The organism is Sphingomonas sp. RIT328 (assembly GCF_000632225.1).
GTDB lineage: Bacteria > Pseudomonadota > Alphaproteobacteria > Sphingomonadales > Sphingomonadaceae > Sphingomonas > Sphingomonas kyungheensis.
In genome coordinates, this window is the sequence record NZ_JFYV01000003.1 from 35,296 (window position 1) to 55,732 (window position 20,437).

Here is a 20,437-nt window from a genome sequence, read left to right on the forward strand (position 1 = left end):
AGCGAGCCGCCCGCAGCCGTGCCAAGCGGACGCATCGGGGCGCGTCCGCGACTTAGCCGCCGGCACGCGCATCTGTGTTGCCCTCGGCGGCGGCACGCGGCAAAGCTGCGCGCCACATGGCCACCCACCCCTTCCGCATCGCCAACTTCCGCGCCTATTGGCTGTCCCGCCTGTCGGGCACCGTCGCGCAGACCGCGCTGGCGATCGTCATCGGCTGGCAGGTCTATGGCCTCGCCCGCGAGACGATGGACGTGCGCCAGGCGGCGTTCCTGCTCGGGATGATCGGCGCGGCGCAGTTCGTGCCGCTGTTCCTGCTCACCCCGATCACCGGGCTCGTCGCCGATGCGGTCGACCGGCGCTGGATCGTCCGGACGACCACCGCGCTGCTGGCGCTGGTCGCGGCGATGATCGGCGTGTTGACCTATCTCGGCACGCTGACGCTGCCGGCGCTGTTCGTCGCGGCGGTGCTGGTCGGCGTCGCCCGCGCCTTCTCCGGCCCGGCCTATTCGGCGCTCGCCCCCAATCTGGTGCCGCGCGAGAGCCTGCCGACCGCGATCGCCATCTCGTCGACCGCGTGGCAATTGGGCGCGATCGTCGGGCCGAGCGTCGGCGGCATCCTCTACGCCATCCACCCGCATGTCGCCTATGCGACGATCACCGCTTTGTTCACGCTCGCGGTGGCGACGATGATGACGATCCGGCCCGTGCCGCAACCTGCCGCGCAGAAGGACCGCCGGCCGCTCGCCCGCATCCTCGACGGGTTCAGCTACGTCCGCCAGAACCGGCTGGTGCTCGCCGCGATCACGCTCGACCTGTTCGTCGTGCTGCTCGCCGGCGCCACCGCGCTGCTGCCGATCTACGCGCGCGACATCCTCCACGTCGGCGCGCACGGCCTCGGCATTCTCGCCGCGGGGATGGGAATCGGCGCGGTGACCACCTCGATCTGGTTCTCGTTCCGGCCGATGAACAGCAACGTCGGCGTCAAGATGCTGATCGCCAGCGTCGTCTTCGCGGTCGCGGTGCTGACTTTCGGCCTGTCGCGCTATTTCCCGCTGAGCCTCGCCGCGCTGATCGTCGCGGGCGGCGCCGACATGGTGTCGGTCTACGTCCGCCAGTCGCTGATCCAGCTCCACACGCCCGATGCGATGCGCGGCCGGGTGAGCGCGGTGTCGCAGCTCACCATCTCGGCGAGCAACGAACTCGGCGAGGCGGAGAGCGGGCTGATGGCGTCGCTGCTCGGCCCGGTCGGCGCGGTCGCCTTCGGCGGCGTCGCCGCGATCATCGTCACCCTGCTGTGGGCGCGCCTGTTTCCCGAGTTGCGCCGCGCGCGGACCTTCGACCCGCCCGACATGTTACAGACCGAACCTAGCCACGGAGAAGCCAAGCCATGAAGGCCAACACCATCCTGGACACGATCGGCAACACGCCGCACATCCGCGTCGCCAAGCTGTTCCCCGATTCCGAAGTCTGGATCAAATCCGAACGCTCCAACCCCGGCGGGTCGATCAAGGACCGTATCGCGCTGGCGATGGTCGAGGCGGCGGAGGCCAATGGCGACCTCAAGCCCGGCGGCACGATCATCGAGCCGACCAGCGGCAACACCGGCGTCGGCCTCGCCATGGTCGCCGCGGTCAAGGGCTACAAGCTGATCCTGGTGATGCCCGAGTCGATGTCGCTCGAACGGCGCCGCCTCATGCTCGCCTATGGCGCGACCTTCGACCTGACGCCGCGCGAAAAGGGCATGAAGGGCGCGATCGAGCGGGCGCTCGAACTCGTCCACCAGACGCCCGGCGCCTGGATGCCGCAGCAGTTCGAAAATGGCGCCAACATCGACGTCCATGTCCGCACCACCGCGCAGGAGATCCTCAACGACTTCCGCGATTCGCCGATCGACGTCATCATCACCGGCGTCGGCACCGGCGGCCATATCACCGGCGTCGCCGAGACGCTGAAGAAGGAATGGCCCGACCTCAAGGTGTTCGCGGTCGAGCCCGCCGCCTCGCCGGTGATCGCCGGCGGCCAGCCGGGACCGCACCCGATCCAGGGGATCGGCGCCGGCTTCATCCCGCGCAATCTCCACACCCAGGCGCTCGACGGGGTGATCGAGGTCGACGCCGCGGTCGCCAAGGACATGGCGCGCCGCTCGGCGACCGAGGAGGGCATCCTCGTCGGCATCTCGTCGGGCGCGACGCTGGCCGCGATCCTGCAGAAACTGCCCGACCTGCCCGACGGCGTCCGCGTCCTCGGCTTCAACTATGATACCGGCGAGCGGTATCTGTCGGTGCCGGACTTCCTGCCCGAACAGTGAGCCAGCCCATAACGTCGCGCAGCCCGCTGTGGCTGCGCGCGGTGCTGACGACGACCGCGCTGCTCGCGGTCGCCGTGCCCGCGCTCGTCGTCACCCACCCGCCTGCGATCCCCAAGCCGCGCCTTCCGGTCGTGCCGCAGCGTCGCGTCGTGCCGCCCGCCGAGCTGCCGCCGGTCGAGCCGGTGCGCTTCATCGACCTGTCGCCCGACGACGCCAAGGCGTATAACGCGAGCATTCCCTTCTCCGACCTGCCCAATCCGGCGGCGCGGCCGTTCCGCTTCGCCGGCGGCGGCGAGGATCGCGCCCGCGCCACCGACTGCCTCGCCGCCGGCGTGCTCTACGAGGCGGGCGACGATGCCGAGGGCGAGCGCGCGGTCGCGCAGGTCGTGCTCAACCGCCTGCGCCATCCCGCTTTCCCCAAGACGGTGTGCGGCGTGATCTTCGAGGGGCAGGAACGCACCACCGGCTGCCAGTTCAGCTTCGCCTGCGACGGCGCGCTGACCCGCTGGAGCCCGAGCGCCGACGCCTGGCGGCGCGCGCGCGACGTAGCGACGCTGGCGCTGAACGGCGCGGTCTATCGCCCGGTCGGCTATGCGACGCATTACCATACCGACTGGGTGGTGCCCTATTGGCAGGCGAGCCTCGACAAGGTCGCGGCGGTGCACAGCCACCTCTTCTTCCGCTGGACCGGCTGGTGGGGCACGCCCGCCGCCTTCACCCGCCGGGTCATCGCCGGCGAGCCGGTCATCGCGCAGCTCGCGCCGCTGTCCGATGCGCACAAGACCGGCGCGGTGCTCGCCGATGCCGACGCGGCGCTGCTCGAGGCGTCGGCGGCGCTCGGCCTGATCGCGGCGGAGGGGACGCCCGGCGAATCGGTGCCGTTCGCACCGTCCGCAGGGGATGCCGACAGCTTCTTCGTCACCCTGCCCTGGGGCCTGCAGCCCGAACTCTATCCGACGATCGCCGCCAAGGCGTGCGGCGAGCGCAAGCTATGCAAATTCTCCGCCTGGAGCGACGCGGCGCTGACGCCGGCCGCCGCGCCGCTCACCCCCGATCAGGTCGCGGCGATGACGTTCAGCTATCTGCGCGATCGCGAGGCCGGGGTGGAGCGGACGCTGTGGAACTGCGCGCGCACCCCGCGCCCCGACAAGCGCCAGTGCATGAAGCAGCAGGTGCTGCTCACCGCCACGCCGGTCGCCGCCGCGACGCCGGTCGCGGCACCGACGCCGGCCGGGCCGGCAGACCTGACCGGCGTTCGCCGCAAGGACATGCCCGCCGCCCAGTCTACCGCAACCCCGCGTCCGTCCGCCTTCCCTCGACCGGCCTCGAATAGCCGCCGCCTGGCGATCGGCAGCGATCGATAAGCCGCCGCGACGCGCGACCGCTGCCGATGCCGCGCCGATGCCCCTGCGCAAGCAGGCGCCCGGGCTTGCGACAGCGAAGAGCAGTCATTGCACGCAACCCTCGGCCCCCGCTCCCGCAGGAACATGTGACACCGGCTGATGACGCGGACGTTCGCGAAGGAGCCCGCAAGCGGGATTTGCGGTGGCTTCCCGGCTATTTGTGGTTGCGGATCGCCTTGACGAGGTCCGCCTTGTTCATCGTCGAGCGGCCGCTGATGCCGATCTCGCGCGCTTCCGCGAGCAGGTCGGCCTTGCTGCGCTGCTCGAGCGTGCCGCCCGGATGGTCGAGCGTCCCCGCTGCCTTGGCATTGGCGATCCGCGCCGCCTTCTCCTTCGACGCGCCCTGTTCGCGCAGATCTTCGTAGAGCGTGTCGTCCTTGATCTGCGCGCCGTGATCCTTCGCCATGTCGGCCTCCTTCGGCGCCCAGAACGTGCCGCCTGGCAATCGGTTCGATTTTAGACATTACAAATACGCGACAAACGCGGAATGCGCTCCTATATGGCCACCCGCACGATGTGAGCCCCCGCCACCATGCTGACGACCCATCCGTTTGAAGACGACAAGCTGCGCGAAGAGTGCGGCGTATTCGGTGTATCCGGCAGCGACAGCGCCGCGGCGCTCGTCGCGCTCGGCCTGCACGCGCTCCAGCACCGTGGCCAGGAGGCGGCTGGCATCAGCAGCTTCGACGGTCACCACTTCCACACGCATCGCGCGATGGGCCATGTCGCCGGCAATTTCGATCGCGACGACGTGATCCGGGCGCTGCCCGGCGACTGTGCGGTCGGTCACGTCCGCTATTCGACCACCGGCGAGACCGCGCTGCGCAACGTCCAGCCGCTCTATGCCGAGCTGGCGAGCGGCGGCTTCGCGGTCGCGCATAACGGCAACATTTCCAATGCGATGAAGCTGCGCCGCGAATTGATCCGGCGCGGCTCGATCTTCCAGTCGACCAGCGACACCGAGACGATCATCCATCTCGTCGCCACCTCCAATTACCGCACCCTGCTCGATCGCTTCATCGATGCGCTCAAGCAGATCGAGGGCGCCTACAGCCTCGTCGTGATGACGCCCGAGGGGATGATCGCCTGCCGCGACCCGCTCGGCATCCGGCCCTTGGTGATGGGCAAGCTCGACGGTGCGGTGATCTTCGCCTCGGAGACGGTGGCGCTCGACGTGTGCGGCGCGACCTTCGAACGGCAGGTCGAGCCGGGCGAACTGGTCATCGTCCAGAATGGCGAGATCCGCTCGGTCCGTCCGTTCGCGCCGATGGCGCCGCGGCCGTGCATCTTCGAATGGGTCTATTTCAGCCGTCCCGATTCGATCGCCGGCGACCAGTCGGTCTACACCGTCCGCAAGGAGATCGGCGCGCAGCTCGCGATCGAGACGCCGGTCGAGGCGGATCTCGTCATCCCGGTCCCCGATTCGGGCGTGCCGGCGGCGATCGGCTATGCGCAGCAATCGGGGATTCCGTTCGAACTCGGCATCATCCGCTCGCATTATGTCGGCCGCACCTTCATCCAGCCGGGCGACAAGGTCCGCCACCTCGGCGTCAAGCTCAAGCACAACGCCAATCGCGCGCTGATCAAGGGCAAGCGCATCATCCTCGTCGACGATTCGATCGTGCGCGGCACCACCAGCCTCAAGATCGTGCAGATGATGCGCGATGCCGGCGCGGCGGAGGTCCATATGCGCATCGCCAGCCCGCCGACGCGGCACAGCTGCTTCTACGGCGTCGACACGCCCGAGCGCGCCAAGCTGCTCGCCGCCAAGCTCGACCTCGGCGGGATGACCGACTTCATCCATGCCGACAGCCTGTCGTTCGTTTCGATCGACGGTCTCTACAAGGCGCTCGGCGAAGCGAAGCGGGCGGACATCCGGCCGAAATATTGCGATGCCTGCTTCACCGGCGATTATCCGACGACGCTGACCGATCAGGACGACAGCGTCGCGGTCGATCAATTCGCGATGCTCGCGGAGCGGGTCAATTAAGCCATGACCAAGCCGCTTGCGAACAGCCTCGCGCTGGTCACCGGCGCGAGCCGCGGCATCGGCGCGGCCACCGCGATCGCGCTTGGTGCGGCCGGCGCGCATGTCGTGCTGACCGCGCGCACCGCCAAAGACCTTGAGGCGGTCGAGGAGACGATCTTCGCCGCCGGCGGCTCGGCGACGATCGCACCGCTCGACCTGACGCAGACCGACAGCGTCGCGCGGCTCGCCACCGCGATCGGCGAGCGCTGGCAGGCGCTCGACCTGCTCGTGCTCAACGCGGCGATGCTCGGCAGTCTCGCCGCGGTGCCGGCGATCGACGCCAAGGAACTGGCGCAGGTGCTGACGCTCAACGTCAGCGCGCAGGTGGCGCTGATCCAGGCGTTCGACCCGATGCTGCGCAGGGCGCGCGCGGGCAAGGTGATCGGCCTCACCTCCAGCGTCGGCCGCGATCCGCGCGCCTATTGGGGCGCTTATGGTGCGTCCAAGGCGGCGTTCGAGACGATGCTCGGCGCCTATGGCGACGAGACCGCCGAGATCAGCGCGATCCGTACCGCGATCCTCGATCCCGGCGCGACCCGCACCAAGATGCGCGCGCGCGCCTATCCCGGCGAGGCGCCCGAGTCGGTCAAGCCGCCCGAGGTGGTGGCCGAGCGCATCGTCGCGCTGGCGATCGCCGGCTTCCCCGCGGGGCATCGCGAGCGCGTCGGCTAGCACGACCGCCGACATTCGCGCGCTGGGCTTATGGTTACGCGGAGGCGCGGAGGGCACGGAGACTGTGGCGCCGCCGGCTCAGCCTCGGCCTCAGCTTTCATCACGTTCGGGCAAGGCCCGTAACGCTACTTCAACCGGAACCCCTCCGCGCCTCCGCGCGAACCATCCTCAACCCGGCACCAAACCGCGCCCGTCGGTCACGGACAGGGAACCGCGCCCTACCCCGCCTTGACCAAGGTGACCTGCGCGACGTCGATGCCACCGCCGCGGAAGCCGCCTTCGCAATACATCAGATAATAGCGCCACAGGTCGCGGAAGCGGGCGTCGAGCCGCTCGGGCAACAGCCCGGCCCGATCGGCATTGTCGAAACGCTCGCGCCAATGGCGCAGCGTCACCGCATAATCGAGGCCGAAGGCATGGTGATCGGTCCATGCCAGCCCGCGCGCCTCGCAGAGCACGCGGAAGCGGCTCTCCGACAGCAGCATGCCGCCGGGAAAGATATAGCGCTGGATGAAGTCGACGCTGCCGGCGTAGCGGTCGAACACATCGTCGGCGATGCTGATATATTGCAGCGCCGCCCGGCCGCCGGGCTTGAGGACGCGCGCCAGCGTGTCGCAATAGGCGGGCCAATAGCGCTGGCCGACCGCCTCGACCATTTCGATGCTCGCCACCGCATCGAACCGGCCGGCGACGTCGCGATAGTCGGTGAGCGCGACGGCGACGCCGGGCAGGCCGAGGCTATCGACCGCCGCTCTCTGTTCGGTCGACAGCGTCAGCGCCGCGACGCGCCGCCCCGCCGCCGCCGCGGTCGCCGCGAACGAGCCCCAGCCGCAGCCGATCTCCAGGATCGTCTCGCCCGGTACCGTCCCGGTCCGCGCGAGGATCGCGTCGAGCTTGCGCTGCTGCGCCTGCTCCAGCGTATCGCCGGGCGCGAACAGGCCGCTCGAATAGGTCAGGCTCGGGTCGAGCCAAGCGTGATAGAAATCGTTGCCGAGGTCGTAATGGTCGGCGATGTTGCGCCGCGCGCCCGCCTTGTGGTTGCGGCGCAAGCGGTGCCAGGCGCGCAGCAGCAGCTTCGATGCGCCATTGGCCCGCGCCGCGTCGGCGAGCGGCACGCGGTTGCGCATGAACAGGTCGAACAACGGCACCGGATCGGGGCTCGACCAGTCGCCGTCGCGCCACGCGCGATACCAGCCGACCGAACCGCCGGTGGCGAGCCGGACGAGCGCGCGCCAGCGGTGCAGCGTGACGATCGGCACCGGCCCCGGCTTGCGCCCGCCGAGCAGGCGGTGGGTGCCGTCCGGCAGCCGCGATTCGATCGCGCCCCACTCGAGCCCGGCGTCGATCCGGTCGAGCATCGGGTGGAAAACCGCGGCGAGGGCGCGTTGCTGTACTGTGTCCGCAGGCATGTCGCGCGCGCTCATGCCGCAGCTTGTGCGATTGGGGAAGGGTCAGCGCAGCGCGATCGCCGCACCGAGCGTCAGGATCGCGGTGACGTGGCGGCCCGCGATCTCCAGCGCATCGTCGCCATAGCCGCCGCCGACCGTGCTGGCGAGCGGCACCCCCTGGGTCAGCCGCGCCACCAGCCGCTCGCGCGCGACCAGCCCGTCGAGACTGAGCGACAGCCGGCCGAGCCGGTCGCCGGCGAAGGGATCGACCCCGGCCTGGTAGAGGACGAGCTGCGGGCGATGCTCGGCGAGGAACGGCGTCAGCGTCTGCGCGAGCGTGGCGAGATAGGCCTCGTCATCGACTCCGTCGGGCAAGGCGACGTCGCAGGTCGAGCGGGCTTTACGCGCGGGGAAGTTCTTCTCGGCGTGGATCGAATAGGTCGCGATCCCCGGCCGTCCGGCGAGCAGCGCGGCGGTGCCGTCGCCCTGATGGACGTCGCAATCGACGACGACGAGCCGCTCCACCGTCCCTTCCTCGATCAGCCGCACCGCGGCGAGCGCGAGGTCGTTGAACACGCAATAGCCCGCCCCCGTCGCGGCGAGGGCATGATGGCTGCCGCCCGCGGTATTGGCGGCGAAGCCGTGGCGCAGCGCGAGCTGCGCGGCGAGCCACGTGCCGCCGGGCACGACGCGCGCGCGCGCGGCGACTTCGGGCGTGACGGGAAAGCCGATCCGTCGCGTCTTCATCGCCGGCACCGCGGCGGTGAGCACCTCGTCGACATAATCGGGATCGTGCACCGCCTCCAGCCACGCGCGCGGCATCGGCTCGGGCTCGTGCCAGGCAAGCCGATCGCCCTCGGCGCGCAACAGGTCGCGGATCAGGCCGTTCTTGTTCCAGCGATAGGTGGAGCGCGCCGGCGCCGGCGCGACATAGGCGGGATGATGGACGATGGGGATCACCGGCTATAATTGGGGATGCGACCGCCGCTTCCCAAGCGGTCGCGCGGAGCGCCGCATGACCGATCCCGCCGCCGCTTACGTCCGCCCGGACGTGAGGCAATTCCTCGATTATCTCAACGCGATGCCCGGCCCGGCGAGCCATGAGCTGCCGCCTGCGCAGGCGCGCCAGCTGCTGCGGTCGTCGCGCGATCTCACCGATCTGCCGGTCGGTGCGATCGCGGTAGTTCGCGACCTCGCCATTCCCGGCCCGGCGGGGACGATCGCGGCGCGGCTGTTCGATGCGCGCGCCAGCCGCGATGCCGGGCCGGCGCTGGTCTTCTTCCACGGCGGCGGCTTCGTCATCGGCGATCTCGATACCCATGCCGGCATCTGCGCCGAGATCGCGCGCACGCTCGACGTGCCGGTGATCGCGGTCGACTATCGGCTTGCCCCCGAACACCCCTGGCCCGCCGCGCCCGACGATTGCACCGCCGCGGCGCGCTGGGTGGCGGAGAGCCCCGCCGCGCTCGATCGCAGCGTCACCAGCCTGATCCTGTGCGGCGACAGTGCCGGCGGCACGCTCGCGATCGTCACCGCGCTCGATCTGCGCGACGCGCCGGCGGCAGTACCGGTGATCGTGCAGGCGCCGATCTATCCGGCGGCGGACAGCGGGCGGCATTATCCGTCGTTCGATACGTTCGCGGACGGCTATCTGCTCACCCGCGACGCGATGCTGTTCTACGACAGGGCGTATCGCGCCGATCCCGCCAGCCCGCGCGGCGCGCCGCTGCGGGGCCGGCTCGACGGGCTGCCGCCCGCGGTGATCGTCACCGCCGGGCTCGACCCGATCCGCGATCAGGGGCGCGCCTATGCCGCCGCGCTGGCGGGTGCGGGCGTGCCGGTGGTGTTCCGTGAGGCGAAAGGGCTGATCCACGCCTTCGTGCTGCTGCGCAAGGCGATCCCGTCGGCGCAGGCGGAGGTCGCGGGCTATCTTGCGGCGCTCGCCGCGGTGATCCACGAGGCGGAGGCGGCACGCCTCGCCGCACGGGACCCGATATGACCGATACGCCGACCGACCGCCCCTACCGCCCCTGCGCCGGGGTGATGCTGATCAACCGCGACAACCGGGTGTTCGTCGGCGAACGGATCGATACCGTGCTCGAAGCCTGGCAGATGCCGCAGGGCGGGATCGATCCCGGCGAGGACGCCTATGCCGCCGCCCTGCGCGAGCTGGGCGAGGAGACCGGCGTCACCCCCGACAAGGTCGAGCTGGTCGCCGAGGCACCCGACGAATTTTACTACGACCTGCCCGACGATCTCGCCGGCAAGGTGTGGAAGGGCAAATGGCGCGGCCAGCGCCAGCGCTGGTTCCTGTTCCGCTTCCTCGGCGAGGACAGCGACGTGCAGATCGCCACCGCCCATCCCGAATTCCGCGCCTGGCGGTGGAGCGATCCCGACGATCTGCCGCGGATGATCGTGCCGTTCAAGCGCCCGCTGTACGAGGCCGTGCTGGCCGCGTTCCGGCCTCATCTCGGCGCAGCCGCGAGCGGATAAGGTGCTTTTGGGGTTTCATCAGCAAAAGCAGCGGCTAAGGCCTGCGGCGTGCGCGCTCTGACGACCTCGATCCTCGCGGCGATCCTCGCCCCCCTGCTGCTCGCCAACGCGCCCGAGGACGGCGCCCCTGCCGAGGACAAGGTGCCGATCCCCGCGGCGATCCGCTCGATGCTCGACGCGGCGCTGGAGAGCGGCAACGACGGCGACGTGTCGGTGGTGGTCAAATACGCCCGGCTTGCCGATCCGGCGAGCGCCGATGCGGTGCTGGCGATCGCGCAGAAATGGCGCAACGACCGGGCGCAGGCGCGGCAGACGACGATCCGCGAGGCGAGCATGTTCGACCTGTGGAGCGGCCGCGCCGAGCTGGGCGGCTATATCACCACCGGCAACACCGACAGCAAGGGCGGCTCGGCGGTGCTCGACCTGACCCGCGAAGGCCTGCAATGGCGGCATAAATTCCATGCTCAGGCGGATTATCAGGAGAACGCCGGGGTCACGACGCGCGAACATTATCTCGCCAGCTACGAACCGAATTACAAGATCAAGGACCGCGTCTACCTCTATGGCGCGGCGCAATATGAGGAAGACCGCTTCCTCGGCTTCTACCACCGCTATTCGGCATCGACCGGCGTCGGCTATAGCGCGATCAAGACCGCGGCGATCCGCCTCGACGTCGAACTCGGCCCCGCCTTCCGCCAGACCGCCTTCACCGACCAGACTGACCAGAGCAATATCGCCGGCCGCGGCACGCTCGCCTTCAACTGGAAGCTGCTGCCCGGCCTGTCGCTGACCCAGAATGCCTCGGCCTATGTGCAGAGCGCCAATTCGACCTTGAGCGGCACCACCTCGGTCAATGCCAAGCTGATCGGGCCGCTGTCGGCGGCACTGTCGTACAACGTCCAATATGAGAGCATGCCGCCGGTCGGCTCGCTGTCGACCGACACCACCAGCCGCGCCTCGCTCGTCTACAGCTTCTAAGCCGGCCATTCCCCCCGGGCGGCGCATCGGCTAACAGGCGGCGATGAGAGGATTGCCGGACGACGAAGCCGCGCTGATCGCCACCATCGATGCCGCCGCGATGCTGCATCAGGTCGAGGATTGGGCGGCGATCAACAGCGGGACACGCCATCTGGCCGGGGTGGCGCGGATGGCGGAGCGGCTCGCCGAGGCCTTTGCCGCGCTGCCCGGCGAGCTTGCGCTGGTCGCGCCCGACCCGGTCGAGGCGGTCGCTGCGGACGGCACCGTCGCGCGGCTCGATCACGGCGCGCACCTCCACCTGCGGGTCCGGCCGGAGGCGCCGGTGCAGATGCTGTTCACCGGCCATATGGACACGGTCTATCCGGCCGATCATCCCTTCCAGACGCTCACCCATCGCGCCGACGGCACGATCAACGGCCCCGGCACCGCCGATATGAAGGGCGGGCTCGCCGTCATGCTCGCCGCCTTGCGGGCGGTCGAGGCGGCGGGGGCCGGGCGGCTCGGCTATGAGGTGGTGATCAACAGCGACGAGGAGACCGGATCCCTGTCCTCCGCGACGCTGCTCGCCCGCGCGGCGCGCGGCAAGGTCGCGGCGCTGACCTACGAGCCCGCACTGCCCGACGGCACCCTGGCCGGCGCGCGCGGCGGGACGGGCAATTTTGCGATCGTCGTGCGTGGGCGCAGCGCGCACGCCGGGCGCAATCCGGAGGACGGCCGCAATGCGATCGTCGCCGCCGCCGCGCTGGCGGTGCGGCTCAGCGAGGCGCGGGCGCCGGGGCTCGCGGTCAATCCGGCGCGGATCGACGGCGGCGGGCCGAACAATGTCGTCCCCGATCTTGCGGTGCTGCGCGTCAATTTCCGCCCCGCCGCCGCCGCCGAGATCGCGCGCGCTCGCGCCGCGATCGACGCCGCCGTCGCCGAGATCGCGGCCGGACACGAGGTCGCGATCTCGGTGCACGGCGGCTTCAACCGCCCGCCCAAGCCGCTCGACGCCGGCGCGGAGGCCCTGTTCGGGCTGGTCGCCGCGGTCGGCGCCGACCTCGACATTCCGATCGGCTGGCGGGCGACCGGCGGCGTCTGCGACGGCAACAATATCGCCGCCGCGGGCGTGCCGGTGATCGATACCATGGGCGTGCGCGGCGGCGCGATCCATTCGGCGGACGAGTTCATGATCGTCGACAGCCTCGCCGAACGCGCCGCGCTGTCGGCGCTCACCATCCACCGCATCATGCGAAAGGGGCAGGCATGACCTTCCGGATCAGGGCGGCGCGCGCCGACGATCTGCAACATCTGTACGAGATGGCCAAGCTGACCGGCGGCGGCTTCACCAATCTGCCGCCCGATCGCAAGGCGCTGCGCGGCAAGCTCGAACGGGCCGGCGCCGCCTTCGCGCGCGCCGACGGGCCGGTGACCGACGAATTGTTCGTGCTGATGCTCGAGAATGTCGCGACCGGCGAGGTGCGCGGCACCTGCCAATTGTTCACCCAGGTCGGCCAGCAGCACCCGTTCTACAGCTATCGGCTCGGCACGCTGACCCAGCATAGCAAGGAGCTGGCACGCACCTTCCGCGCCGAAATGCTCGCGCTGACCACCGATCTCGAAGGATCGTGCGAGGTCGGCGGCCTGTTCCTCCATCCCGGCGAGCGCGCCGGCGGGCTCGGCCTGCTGCTCGCACGCAGCCGGTACCTGTTCATCCGCGCGCACCGCGCCCGCTTCGCCGACCGCATCCTCGCCGAGCTGCGCGGGGTGATCGACGAGACCGGCGGCTCGCCCTTCTGGGACGGGCTCGCCGGGCGGTTCTTCGGGATGAGCTTCCAGGATGCCGACCAGTTCAACGCGATCAACGGCCATCAGATGATCGCCGACCTGATGCCCAAACACCCCATCTATACCGCGATGCTGTCCGAGCCGGCGCGCGCCGCGATCGGCCTGCCCCACCCGAGCGGCAGAGCCGCGATGCGGATGCTGGAGAATGAGGGCTTCAGCTTCGAACAATATGTCGACATCTTCGACGGCGGCCCGACCATGACCGCGCGCACCGACCGGGTCCGCACGATCGAACAGGCGCAGGAGTCGCGGATCACCGCGGTCCACAATGACGGGGGCGAAGGCGAGGAGGCGCTGGTCGCGACCGGGCGGCTCGCCGACTTCCGCTGCGCCTTCGGGCTAGTCCGCCCCGCCGCCGACGGCATCGCCGTGTCGCGCGCCTGCGTCGAGGCGCTGGGCGTCGGTGTCGGCGACACGGTGTTGCAGGTGCCGCGGTGGTGATCGAGATCAATTTCGACGGCATCGTCGGCCCGAGCCACAATTACGCCGGCCTGTCGTTCGGCAATCTTGCCGCGACGGCGCATGCCGGGCAGGTCTCGCATCCGCGCGCTGCGGCGGTACAGGGGCTCGCCAAGATGCGCGCCAATCTTGCGCTCGGGCTGACGCAGGGCGTGCTGCTGCCGCATCGTCGTCCCGACCACGACTGGCTCGCCGCATTGTCCGTCCATTACGAGGAGGCGCCGCCGCTGCTCCAGGCGCAGGCGATGTCCGCCTCGCCGATGTGGGCGGCGAATGCCGCGACCGTCTCGCCGGCACCGGACACGGCCGACGGACGCTGCCACCTCAGCGTCGCCAACCTGATGACGATGGCGCATCGCAGCCACGAATGGCCCGAGACGCTCGCGCAGCTCCGCCTCGCCTTCGCCGACCCCGGCTTCGCCGTGCACGATCCCGTCCCCGCCCCGTTCGGCGACGAGGGCGCGGCCAATCACATGCGCCTCGCCGCCGCGCACGACGCGCCGGGCGTCGAGATCTTCGTCTACGCGCTGGGCGGCGGCCGCTTCCCGGCCCGCCAGCATCGCGAGGCGAGCGCGGCGATCGCGCGCGCGCACCGGCTCGATCCGGCCCGCGTGCTGTTCGTCGAACAGTCTGAGGAGGCGGTCGCCGCCGGCGCCTTCCACAATGATGTCGTCGCCGTCGCCAATGCCAATGTGCTGTTCGCTCACGAACGCGCCTTCGCGGATCGCGAGCGCGTCCATGCCGATCTCCGCCGCCTGCTCCCCGAGGTCGAGATCGTCGAGGTCGCCGAGCGGGACGTCAGCCTCGCCGATGCGATCGCCTCCTATCTGTTCAATGCGCAGCTCGTCACCACCAATGACGGGCCAACCCTGATCGTGCCGAGCGAATGCCGCCGCAACGCCGCGGTGTCGCGCTGGCTCGACGGGCACATGGCCGGCAATGGCCCGATCCGCCGGGTCGAGACGGTCGACGTCACCCAGTCGATGGCGAACGGCGGCGGCCCCGCCTGCCTGCGCCTCCGCGTCGTCGCCGATCCCGCGACGATCGATCCGCGCTTCCTGGTCGATGCGGCGCGGCTCGACGCGATCGAGTCGGTGGTGCGCGCCGAATGGCCCGAAGCGATCGATCCCGCGATGCTCGGCGACGCGGCGCTGCTGCGGTCGATCGCCTCGGCGCGGCGGCGGTTGCTTGAGGTGATGGGCTTGGCGGAGCTGATCTGACCGATATCGACAATCAAGTTTTCGTTCGTCTTGTCGCTACTCGACTATTGATCGAGGCGAAGCCACGCAAAGTCTTCTTTTAACGAGTTGATGCAATAGCCTTTTTCCAGCCGGCAGACTCAGGGGAGTATCGTACTGCCGGCCTGGGAGGATAATACATGAGTGTGACGTTAACCTTGGCGGCACTTGCCGCCATTGTCTCGCCTGCGCCAGTGCAAGCCACGGCGGCGACTGCGATCGGTACGCCGGCTATTGCCGCCGGCACGATGATACACTTGCGCACGCTCGAGCCGCTGACCACCAAGGGCAAGAAGCTGCGCGTCGGTGACCGCGTCCGCCTCGAAACCACCGAGGCAACCGAACTCAACGGCGTGACGGTGATTCCGCAGGGCACGCCTGCCATCGGTGAGGTGACCGAGGTGCGCAACAAGGGCATGTGGGGCAAATCGGGCAAGATCAACGCCCGCGTGCTATCGATGAAGGTCAACGGCCGGCAGGTGCGGATGACGGGCGCCTTCGACGACAAGGGCACCACCGGAACCGCCGGCGTCGTCGGGTCCGTCGTCCTGCTGCCGGTCGCCGGCTTCTTCATGACCGGCACGAGCGCCAATATCCCCGCCGGGGCGCCGGTCGCCGGCTTCCTCGACGAAGACGTCATCGCCACCGCAGCGCGATGAGATGCGACGCGGACGGCGGCGCACGCTGCCGTCCGCGTCCCTTCGTCTGCGCGCAATGTCGGGTTACCTGACAGTTAACCAAGCCCGGCACCCGCCGATCGACGCATTTCCGCACTTGGCGCGCGCCATGCATGGCGCCCGCCATGCTGTACCGGATCAAACGCCTGTTCACGGTCAAGACCAAGTTCGAGGCCTTTCTCGTCATCTACGGGCTGGGCGTCGGCGCGGTCGAACGTGGCATCCATTATCTTCAGCAATATCCGGGCTATGGCGGCTGGCTGCTGTTCGCCTGCTGCCCGATCGCGGTGTTCATGGTCGGCGACGTGCTGCTCGACTCGGTCGAGCGGCGGCAGCAGGACTAAGGGGCGGCGATAGGATAAGTTCGTCGCTTCCGCGCGCAGGACGCTTATCTGCACAGGGATGAGCCCGCCGACCCATTTACAACGGCTTGAAGCCGAAAGCATTCACATCCTCCGCGAAGTCGTCGCCGAGGCGGAGCGACCGGTGATGCTCTATTCGGTCGGCAAGGATTCGGCGGTGATGCTGCATCTCGCCCGCAAGGCCTTCTTTCCGGCGAAACCGCCCTTCCCGCTGCTCCATGTCGACACGACGTGGAAGTTCCGCGCGATGTACGACCTGCGCGACAAGGCCGCCGCCGCGGCGGGGATGGAGCTCATCGTCCACACCAATCCCGATGCGCTCGCCGCCGGGATCAACCCGTTCGATCATGGCAGCCGCCACACCGATCTGTGGAAGACGGAGGGGCTCAAACAGGCGCTGAAGGCCGGCGGTTATGACGCCGCCTTCGGCGGGGCGCGGCGCGACGAGGAGAAGAGCCGTGCGAAGGAGCGCATCTTCTCGTTCCGCTCGGCGAGCCAGGGCTGGGACCCCAAGGCGCAGCGCCCTGAATTGTGGAACCTCTACAATGCCCGCATCCACCGTGGCGAAAGCATCCGTGTCTTCCCCCTGTCCAACTGGACCGAGCTCGATATCTGGCAATATATCCTCGACCAGGGGATCGAGATCGTCCCGCTCTATTTCGCCGCACCGCGCCCGACGGTGGAGCGCGACGGCATGCTGCTGATGGTCGATGACGATCGCTTCCGGCTGCATCCGGGCGAGGTGCCGGTCGAACGGTCGATCCGCTTCCGCACGCTCGGCTGCTACCCGCTGACCGGCGCGGTGGAGAGCGAGGCGGCGACGCTGCCCGCGGTGATCCAGGAGATGCTGCTCACCACCACCTCGGAACGGCAGGGCCGCGCGATCGATCACGATCAGGCGGCGAGCATGGAGAAGAAGAAGCGCGAGGGCTATTTCTGATGACCGCTTATACCCCCGACGCGCTGATCTCCGCCGACATCCACGCCTATCTCGACGGCCATGCGCGCAAGTCGATGCTGCGCTTCATCACCTGCGGCTCGGTCGACGACGGCAAGTCGACGCTGATCGGCCGGCTGCTCTACGATTCGAAGACGATCTTCGAAGATCAGCTGAGCCAGCTCGAGGCGGACAGCAAGCGGCTCGGCACGCAGGGCGAGAATATCGACTTCGCTTTGCTCGTCGACGGCCTCGCCGCCGAGCGCGAACAGGGCATCACCATCGATGTCGCCTATCGCTTCTTCGCCACCGAGACGCGCAAGTTCATCGTCGCCGACACCCCCGGCCACGAACAATATACCCGTAACATGGTGACCGGGGCGTCGACCGCCGATCTCGCGGTGATCCTGATCGATGCGCGCAAGGGCGTGCTGACGCAGACGCGGCGGCATTCGTTCCTCGCCCACCTGATCGGCATCCGCCATATCGTGCTGGCGGTGAACAAGATGGATCTGGTCGATCACGACCAGGCGCGGTTCGATGCGATCGTCGCCGATTATGCCGACTTTGCGCGCGGCATCGGCATCGAGGCCTTCACCGCCATCCCGCTGTCCGGCCTGACCGGCGCCAATGTCACCAGCGCCTCGCCGGCGATGCCCTGGTATGGCGGGCCGGCGCTGCTCCCGCATCTGGAGAGCGTGCCGGTCGCCGTCGATCGGGCCGCCGCCGCGCCCTTCCGGATGCCGGTGCAATGGGTCAACCGACCCGATCTCGACTTCCGCGGCTTCGCCGGCACGATCGCCGCGGGCCGCGTCGCACCCGGCGACAGCGTACGGATCGTCCCCTCCGGCAAGACGACGCGCGTCGCGCGCATCGTCAGCTTCGACGGCAACCGCGAGCTGGCGGAGGCGGGCGATGCGGTGACGCTGGTGCTCGCCGACGAGGTCGATTGCTCGCGCGGCGACGTCATCGCCGCCGCCGATTCGCCGCCCGAGGCCGCCAACCAGTTCGAGGCGACGATCGTCTGGCTCGCCGATACCGATCTGGTGCCGGGTCGCGGCTATCGGCTCAAGCTCGGCACGCATACCGTCGGCGCGACGGTGCAGCCGCCCGCCCATGTCGTCGACGTCAACACGCAGGCGCATTTGTCCGCCAAGACGCTGTCGCTCAACGATATCGGCGTCGCGGAGGTCTATACCGACGCGCCCCTGGTATTCGCGCCTTATGCCGACAGCCGCGAACTCGGCGGCTTCATCCTGATCGATCGCGAGACCAACGCCACCGTCGCCGCGGGGATGATCCACCATGCGCTGCGGCGCGCGCAGAACGTCCACTGGCAGTCGGTCGACATCACCCGCGAGGCGCATGCCCGCCAGAAGGGGCAGCAGCCGCGGCTGTTGTGGTTCACCGGCCTGTCGGGATCGGGCAAGTCGACGATCGCCAATCTCGTCGAGCGCAAGCTGCACGCGCTCGGCCGGCACAGCTTCCTGCTCGACGGCGACAATATCCGGCACGGCCTCAACCGCGATCTCGGCTTCAGCGACGCCGACCGGATCGAGAATATCCGCCGCGTCGGCGAGGTCGCCAAATTGATGACCGACGCCGGGCTGATCGTGCTCACCGCCTTCATCTCGCCGTTCCGCGCCGAGCGCGAGCTGGTGCGCGGGCTGTTGCCGGCGGGCGAGTTCGTCGAGATCTTCGTCGACACGCCGCTCGCCGATGCCGAGGCGCGCGACGTCAAGGGCCTCTACGCCAAGGCGCGCGCCGGCGAGATCGCGCATTTCACCGGCATCTCGAGCCCGTATGAAGCGCCGGTCAGCCCCGAGATCCAGATCGACACGCGCCGCGAAAGCGCCGAAGCTGCCGCCGAACGCATCGTCGAACATGTCCTCGGCATCTGGAGCTTCGAATTGTGAGCGGTCTCTCCGACGTCGAACTCGCGCGGAGCGTCGCGGCCGAGGCGGGCGATCTGCTGCTGGCGATCCGCGATCGCGATGACCTGTCGGGCAAGGCGCTCGGCGATGTCGGCGATGCGGAGGCGAACCGGCTGATCCTCGACCGGCTGCGCGCCGCCCGCCCCGACGACTTCATCCTGTCCGAGGAATCGATCGACGATCGCGCCCGCTGCGCGGCGGAGCGGGTATGGATCGTCGACCCGCTCGACGGCACGCGTGACTATGCCGAGGGACTGGACGATTGGGCGGTGCATATCGGCCTGGCGATCGGCGGGCGTCCGGCGATCGGCGCGGTCGCGGTGCCGACCACGGGCCGCGTCTACACGACGGCAGAGGCGCGCTGTACGCGTCTGCGCAGCGTTGCCGCGCCGCGCATGGTGGTCAGCCGCACCCGCGCCACCGAAATGGTCGATCGCGTCGGGCTGGCGCTTGCGACGACGCGGGTCGGCATGGGATCAGCGGGGGTGAAGGCGATGGCGGTGGTCGACGGCCGCGCCGACATCTATCTGCATGACGGCGGTCAATATGAGTGGGACAATTGCGCTCCCGCCGCGGTCGCACTGGCGGCGGGGCTGCATGCCTCGCGGATCGACGGCAGTCCGCTCGTCTACAATTGCGAGAATCCGTTGCTGCCCGACCTGCTGATCTGCCGCCCCGAGCTGGCCGAGCAGGTGCTCGCCGCGGTCGCCGTGGCTAGAGGCTGACCGCTTCCGCCTCGGCGAGGCTCGCCGCATCGGCGTAACGGCGCGCGATCACCGCACAGGCGATCAGCTGGAGCTGGTGGAACAGCATCACCGGCAGCAGCACCGCGCCCACCGTCGCGGCCGGGAACAGCACGCCCGCCATCGGCACGCCCGAGGCGAGGCTCTTCTTCGATCCGCAGAACAGCAGCACGATCGCATCCTCGCGGCTGAAGCCGAGTGCGCGCCCGGCGAACCAGGTGACGGTCAGCACGACCGCGAGCAGCACCGCGCACAGCACGCCGATCAGCAGCAGGTCGGCCGGCGAGACGCGGTGCCACAGCCCCTCGACCACCGCCGCGCCGAAGGCGGTATAGACGACGAGCAGAATCGAGCCGCGATCGACGATCGTCAGCAGCCGCTTGCGCCGTGCGATCCAGCCGCCGATCCACGGCCGCAGCAGATGCCCGGCGACGAACGGCACGAGCAGTTGCGCGACGATCGATTCGACCGCGGCGAGCGAGATGCCACCGCCGCCCTCGCCGCTGCCGATCAGCAGCGCGACCAGCGCCGGGGTGGCGACGATGCCGATCAGGTTGGAGAAGGACGCGCTGCACACCGCCGCCGCGACATTGCCGCGCGCGATCGCGGTGAAGGCGATCGACGATTGCACCGTCGAGGGCAGCAGGGTGAGGAACAGCATGCCGGTCGCGACCGGCCCGGCCAGCCCCGGCGTCCGCCCGGCGACCAGCCCGAGCAGCGGGAAGACGACGAAGGTGGTGGCGAGCACCGCGACGTGCAGCCGCCAGTTGCGCGCGCCCTCCCAGATCGCCTCGCGCGACAATTTGGCGCCGTGCAGGAAGAAGAGGAGGACGATGCCGACATCCGCGGCGTCGCCGGCGATCCCCGCCCATATCCCGCGCGCGGGGATCAGGCTGGCGAGCAGCACCGTGCCGAGCAGCATTAGTATGAAGGGTTCGAAGAAGGAGAGGATCGATCGGAACATCGCGCACGTCCGGCTGATGACCGAC

20 protein-coding genes are annotated in these 20,437 nt (G+C 69.4%); 16 read left to right on the forward strand and 4 right to left on the reverse strand.

Annotated elements, in window-relative coordinates; all coding sequences use genetic code 11:
• Positions 1-116: 116 nt before the first annotated feature.
• Genes BW41_RS02750 through BW41_RS02760 form a run of 3 tightly spaced genes read left to right on the forward strand, consistent with a single transcriptional unit; the run spans position 117 to position 3,672 of the window.
• Positions 117-1,391, forward strand: coding sequence for an MFS transporter (locus BW41_RS02750; protein WP_037531204.1), 1,275 nt, complete (start codon positions 117-119; stop codon positions 1,389-1,391).
• A complete protein-coding gene (cysK, locus tag BW41_RS02755; RefSeq protein WP_037531206.1) occupies positions 1,388-2,308 on the forward strand; it encodes a cysteine synthase A in 921 nt (306 codons plus the stop codon). The genes BW41_RS02750 and cysK overlap by 4 nt, the downstream gene beginning before the upstream one ends.
• Complete coding sequence (locus BW41_RS02760) at positions 2,305-3,672, forward strand: cell wall hydrolase (protein WP_051583202.1); 1,368 nt, start codon at positions 2,305-2,307, stop codon at positions 3,670-3,672. Before cysK ends, BW41_RS02760 begins: the two co-directional genes overlap by 4 nt.
• A gap of 193 nt (positions 3,673-3,865) precedes the next feature.
• On the opposite strand, the gene BW41_RS02765 is transcribed toward BW41_RS02760, so the two are convergent.
• Positions 3,866-4,117, reverse strand: coding sequence for a DUF7218 family protein (locus tag BW41_RS02765; protein WP_037531208.1), 252 nt, complete (start codon positions 4,115-4,117; stop codon positions 3,866-3,868).
• Between the two features lie 126 nt (positions 4,118-4,243).
• Between BW41_RS02765 and purF the strand changes: the two genes are divergently transcribed.
• Together purF and BW41_RS02775 are read left to right on the forward strand one after the other, a co-directional pair.
• Positions 4,244-5,701: an amidophosphoribosyltransferase gene (gene purF, locus BW41_RS02770; protein ID WP_037531209.1), complete on the forward strand. Its 1,458-nt coding sequence runs from the start codon at positions 4,244-4,246 to the stop codon at positions 5,699-5,701.
• Positions 5,702-5,704: 3 nt separating this feature from the next.
• The gene (locus BW41_RS02775; protein ID WP_037531211.1) at positions 5,705-6,412 is read left to right on the forward strand and encodes an SDR family NAD(P)-dependent oxidoreductase; all 708 of its coding nucleotides are present in this window, start codon (positions 5,705-5,707) and stop codon (positions 6,410-6,412) included.
• Positions 6,413-6,630: 218 nt separating this feature from the next.
• On the opposite strand, the gene BW41_RS02780 is transcribed toward BW41_RS02775, so the two are convergent.
• Together BW41_RS02780 and BW41_RS02785 are read right to left on the reverse strand one after the other, a co-directional pair.
• The gene (locus tag BW41_RS02780; RefSeq protein ID WP_051583210.1) at positions 6,631-7,821 is read right to left on the reverse strand and encodes an SAM-dependent methyltransferase; all 1,191 of its coding nucleotides are present in this window, start codon (positions 7,819-7,821) and stop codon (positions 6,631-6,633) included.
• A gap of 42 nt (positions 7,822-7,863) precedes the next feature.
• Entirely contained in the window at positions 7,864-8,760 is an 897-nt protein-coding gene (locus tag BW41_RS02785; protein WP_037531215.1) for a histone deacetylase family protein, read from the reverse strand.
• Positions 8,761-8,815: 55 nt separating this feature from the next.
• Here BW41_RS02785 and BW41_RS02790 point away from each other — a divergent pair, with 55 nt between their 5' ends.
• From BW41_RS02790 to BW41_RS02840, 11 genes are all read left to right on the forward strand, one after another.
• Positions 8,816-9,799, forward strand: coding sequence for an alpha/beta hydrolase (locus tag BW41_RS02790; RefSeq protein WP_037531216.1), 984 nt, complete (start codon positions 8,816-8,818; stop codon positions 9,797-9,799).
• On the forward strand, positions 9,796-10,293 hold the full coding sequence (locus tag BW41_RS02795) for an RNA pyrophosphohydrolase (RefSeq protein WP_037531217.1): 498 nt from the start codon (positions 9,796-9,798) through the stop codon (positions 10,291-10,293). The genes BW41_RS02790 and BW41_RS02795 overlap by 4 nt, the downstream gene beginning before the upstream one ends.
• A 48-nt stretch (positions 10,294-10,341) precedes the next feature.
• On the forward strand, positions 10,342-11,271 hold the full coding sequence (locus tag BW41_RS02800; RefSeq protein WP_081792854.1) for a DUF481 domain-containing protein: 930 nt from the start codon (positions 10,342-10,344) through the stop codon (positions 11,269-11,271).
• Positions 11,272-11,314: 43 nt separating this feature from the next.
• Positions 11,315-12,520, forward strand: coding sequence for a hydrolase (locus BW41_RS02805; protein ID WP_200870330.1), 1,206 nt, complete (start codon positions 11,315-11,317; stop codon positions 12,518-12,520).
• Positions 12,517-13,539 carry an arginine N-succinyltransferase gene (locus BW41_RS02810; protein WP_037531222.1) on the forward strand — a complete coding sequence of 341 codons (1,023 nt, stop codon included), beginning with the start codon at positions 12,517-12,519 and terminating at the stop codon, positions 13,537-13,539. Before BW41_RS02805 ends, BW41_RS02810 begins: the two co-directional genes overlap by 4 nt.
• Complete coding sequence (locus BW41_RS02815) at positions 13,533-14,777, forward strand: N-succinylarginine dihydrolase (RefSeq protein ID WP_037531225.1); 1,245 nt, start codon at positions 13,533-13,535, stop codon at positions 14,775-14,777. The genes BW41_RS02810 and BW41_RS02815 overlap by 7 nt, the downstream gene beginning before the upstream one ends.
• Positions 14,778-15,052: 275 nt before the next feature.
• Positions 15,053-15,454, forward strand: coding sequence for a hypothetical protein (locus BW41_RS02820; RefSeq protein WP_152542073.1), 402 nt, complete (start codon positions 15,053-15,055; stop codon positions 15,452-15,454).
• Positions 15,455-15,597: 143 nt separating this feature from the next.
• Complete coding sequence (locus tag BW41_RS02825) at positions 15,598-15,816, forward strand: hypothetical protein (protein WP_037531335.1); 219 nt, start codon at positions 15,598-15,600, stop codon at positions 15,814-15,816.
• Between the two features lie 58 nt (positions 15,817-15,874).
• Positions 15,875-16,774, forward strand: a complete 900-nt coding sequence (cysD, locus tag BW41_RS02830) for a sulfate adenylyltransferase subunit CysD (protein ID WP_037531228.1) — start codon at positions 15,875-15,877, stop codon at positions 16,772-16,774.
• Positions 16,774-18,687, forward strand: a complete 1,914-nt coding sequence (cysN, locus tag BW41_RS02835) for a sulfate adenylyltransferase subunit CysN (protein WP_037531231.1) — start codon at positions 16,774-16,776, stop codon at positions 18,685-18,687. The genes cysD and cysN overlap by 1 nt, the downstream gene beginning before the upstream one ends.
• A complete protein-coding gene (locus tag BW41_RS02840) occupies positions 18,684-19,430 on the forward strand; it encodes a 3'(2'),5'-bisphosphate nucleotidase CysQ (protein WP_037531233.1) in 747 nt (248 codons plus the stop codon). Before cysN ends, BW41_RS02840 begins: the two co-directional genes overlap by 4 nt.
• Here BW41_RS02840 and BW41_RS02845 read toward each other — a convergent pair.
• Entirely contained in the window at positions 19,420-20,412 is a 993-nt protein-coding gene (locus tag BW41_RS02845; RefSeq protein ID WP_037531236.1) for a bile acid:sodium symporter family protein, read from the reverse strand. The genes BW41_RS02840 and BW41_RS02845 overlap by 11 nt on opposite strands.
• Between the last annotated feature and the right edge of the window lie 25 nt (positions 20,413-20,437).

Coding starts and splice junctions, on each gene's coding strand:
- BW41_RS02750 (WP_037531204.1), top strand. CDS start 117: ATGGCCACCCACCCCTTCCGCATCGCCAACTTCCGCGCCTATTGGCTG.
- cysK (WP_037531206.1), top strand. CDS start 1,388: ATGAAGGCCAACACCATCCTGGACACGATCGGCAACACGCCGCACATC.
- BW41_RS02765 (WP_037531208.1), bottom strand. CDS start 4,117: ATGGCGAAGGATCACGGCGCGCAGATCAAGGACGACACGCTCTACGAA.
- purF (WP_037531209.1), top strand. CDS start 4,244: ATGCTGACGACCCATCCGTTTGAAGACGACAAGCTGCGCGAAGAGTGC.
- BW41_RS02775 (WP_037531211.1), top strand. CDS start 5,705: ATGACCAAGCCGCTTGCGAACAGCCTCGCGCTGGTCACCGGCGCGAGC.
- BW41_RS02780 (WP_051583210.1), bottom strand. CDS start 7,821: ATGCCTGCGGACACAGTACAGCAACGCGCCCTCGCCGCGGTTTTCCAC.
- BW41_RS02790 (WP_037531216.1), top strand. CDS start 8,816: ATGACCGATCCCGCCGCCGCTTACGTCCGCCCGGACGTGAGGCAATTC.
- BW41_RS02795 (WP_037531217.1), top strand. CDS start 9,796: ATGACCGATACGCCGACCGACCGCCCCTACCGCCCCTGCGCCGGGGTG.
- BW41_RS02805 (WP_200870330.1), top strand. CDS start 11,315: ATGAGAGGATTGCCGGACGACGAAGCCGCGCTGATCGCCACCATCGAT.
- BW41_RS02810 (WP_037531222.1), top strand. CDS start 12,517: ATGACCTTCCGGATCAGGGCGGCGCGCGCCGACGATCTGCAACATCTG.
- BW41_RS02825 (WP_037531335.1), top strand. CDS start 15,598: ATGCTGTACCGGATCAAACGCCTGTTCACGGTCAAGACCAAGTTCGAG.
- cysD (WP_037531228.1), top strand. CDS start 15,875: ATGAGCCCGCCGACCCATTTACAACGGCTTGAAGCCGAAAGCATTCAC.
- cysN (WP_037531231.1), top strand. CDS start 16,774: ATGACCGCTTATACCCCCGACGCGCTGATCTCCGCCGACATCCACGCC.
- BW41_RS02845 (WP_037531236.1), bottom strand. CDS start 20,412: ATGTTCCGATCGATCCTCTCCTTCTTCGAACCCTTCATACTAATGCTG.